Below are 1,197 nucleotides of genomic sequence, written 5' to 3' on the forward strand. Positions count from 1 at the left end.
CCTGAGCAGATTCCGCTGGGTCGATACATCGTGTCCGCGTGCGATCCGCCGCCCCGTGGGGCAGGGCCGCAGTTGCCGGGTACACCTCTCTTGCTTAGTGGCGTGTCCCATCGGCCGGGCTCCTGAGGGGGCTTGTGGTCTGAGCAGGACGAAAGTGTCATGGCTGATGCAGATCCTGTGCGATCCAATGCGTCATGCCGGTGGTCTCCGCACTGAATTGCCCCCCGCGATGATCTGGTTGATGAGCGCCGCCACGGCCCGGTGGATTTCCGCGTCAGGCTCAGTGTCGATGGTGTTCTCGTGGGGGGCCGCAGCGTCGCGGAGCACCCCGACGATCTCATTCTCCGGCAGCAATCCGCGATCGTTCATGGCCAGCAGAAGTGACTCGCAGATCGAAAGGGCGGCCAGTCCTGCAGCGTCATTCGATGTAGACATCCGGTGTATTCCTTTCATCGTATCACTATCTGGCCATGACGCCAGCCTGATGCGTTCCTCTTATTTGCATGAAATGCTCTATGCTGGGCTGATCGAAAGCAGTCCCGGAGCTGATCTCGGCAGATCCTCCGCAACCGAAAGGAAAGGGTCATGACACCGGTCGCGGCCAGCCCGCTCACCCGAAAGCTCTCGGCCTTTGTCACTTTGTCAGAGGCCGAACTTGCCGTGCTTGCGCGTCTGCACGGCCGTCGGCGGTCCTTTGTCGCCGGGCGAGACATGGCGCATCAGGGGCAATCGGATCAGGCCGCCTATATCCTGTCCGCGGGCTGGGTCTGCTCTTACAAGATCCAACCGGATGGAACGCGGCAGATCGTTGATTTTCAGGTGCCCGGCGATTTCTTGGGATTGCGAAGCGTGCTCTTGCGTACCTCGGACCACAGTTTCGAGCCAATCGTGGACGTAGAGGCTGCCGAAGTCTTGACGAGCGATCTGCTCGAGGCGTTCGCGCAGACACCGCGGCTCGCAACGGCCATCCTTTGGGCGGCATCGCGGGATGAGGCGATGGTGGTTGAACATCTCGTCGGGATTGGGCGGCGGGACGCGGGTGCGCGTATGGCGCATTTCCTGCTGGAGTTGGGATCGCGACTGGCTCTGGTGGGCATGGGGAGTAAGGAGGGGTACGATTGCCCGCTTACGCAATATCACCTTGCTGATGCGCTCGGATTGAGCGCGGTGAGGTGGACCCCGAAAACCGGACACTCT

The 1,197-nt window shown here is 61.4% G+C and carries 2 protein-coding genes; one reads left to right on the forward strand and one right to left on the reverse strand.

What is annotated here, in order from left to right; genetic code table 11:
* Positions 1-192 precede the first annotated feature (192 nt).
* Positions 193-435: a hypothetical protein gene (locus tag CG50_RS15965; protein ID WP_036640643.1), complete on the reverse strand. Its 243-nt coding sequence runs from the start codon at positions 433-435 to the stop codon at positions 193-195.
* 150 nt (positions 436-585) lie between these two features.
* Here CG50_RS15965 and CG50_RS15970 point away from each other — a divergent pair.
* A partial coding sequence (locus tag CG50_RS15970; protein ID WP_036640644.1) for a Crp/Fnr family transcriptional regulator occupies positions 586-1,197 on the forward strand: 612 nt, incomplete at its 3' end.

The sequence above is a fragment of the Paenirhodobacter enshiensis genome (assembly GCF_000740785.1).
Classification (GTDB): Bacteria; Pseudomonadota; Alphaproteobacteria; order Rhodobacterales; family Rhodobacteraceae; genus Rhodobacter; species Rhodobacter enshiensis.

Coding starts and splice junctions, on each gene's coding strand:
- CG50_RS15965 (WP_036640643.1), bottom strand. CDS start 435: ATGTCTACATCGAATGACGCTGCAGGACTGGCCGCCCTTTCGATCTGC.